At 52.5% G+C, this 1,028-nt stretch carries 1 protein-coding gene; it reads right to left on the reverse strand.

Going from position 1 to position 1,028, the window contains the following annotated elements; all coding sequences use genetic code 11:
- Positions 1–1,028 (reverse strand): dTDP-glucose 4,6-dehydratase (gene rfbB / locus BM030_RS19590; protein WP_244519054.1); only part of this gene is annotated, 1,028 nt, incomplete at both ends.

A 1,028-nucleotide genomic window follows, 5' to 3' on the forward strand; every position in this document is an offset into this window, starting at 1 on the left:
GTAGTACTGCTGATAGTGCCCTGAAGTGACATCCTGCAGCCACTCTTCATTGGCAAGATACCAGTCCACCGTCCTCTCCAACCCTTCCTCAAATTGCAGGCTCGGCTCCCATCCCAGGTCGTGTTTCAGCTTACTCGCATCAATGGCATAACGCAGGTCGTGCCCCGCGCGATCTTTCACAAAGGTGATAAGCTTGGCGGATTCGCCCTCGGCACGGCCCAGTTTACGATCCATAATGCTGCAAAGCAAGTGAATAAGGTCTATGTTCCTCCATTCGTTGTGCCCTCCGATGTTGTAGGTTTGCCCCGAAGCAGCTTGATGGAAGATTATATCGATTGCCCGTGCATGGTCTTCTACCCACAACCAGTCGCGCACGTTCTCGCCCTTGCCGTATACCGGCACAGGCCTGTTGTTTTTGATATTATGGATGGCCAGCGGGATGAGTTTCTCAGGGAAATGGTGCGACCCGTAGTTGTTGGAACAGTTGGAAATCACCGTATCCATCCCGTAAGTGTCGTGATAAGCCCGCACGAAATGGTCTGATGAGGCTTTCGAAGCCGAATAGGGCGAATGAGGGTCGTATTTCGTTTCCTCGGTAAACATGCCGGTTTCGCCGAGTGCACCATATACCTCATCTGTAGAGACGTGGTAAAACCGGTGTCGGTTATAGCTGCCCTCCCAATGTCTGCGGGCCGCATTCAGCAGCGTAACGGTACCCACCACGTTGGTAAGGACAAACTCCAGCGGATTGCTAATGGAGCGATCCACGTGGGATTCGGCCGCCAGGTGGATGACGGCGTCTGGTCGTTCGGCGGCAAACAGGCTGTCGATGAATGGGGCATCGGTGATATCACCCTTTACAAAACGGTAATTCGACCGGCGTTCTATATCGCGCAGGTTAGCCAGGTTGCCCGCATAAGTAAGTTTATCCAGGTTGATGATTTCGTATCCGGGATAAGTGGTCACGAAACGGCGTACCACATGTGAACCGATGAAACCCGCACCTCCCGTAATGATAATTTTTTTCA

Origin of the sequence: Parapedobacter composti (genome assembly GCF_900112315.1) — a bacterium.
Taxonomy (GTDB): domain Bacteria; phylum Bacteroidota; class Bacteroidia; order Sphingobacteriales; family Sphingobacteriaceae; genus Parapedobacter; species Parapedobacter composti.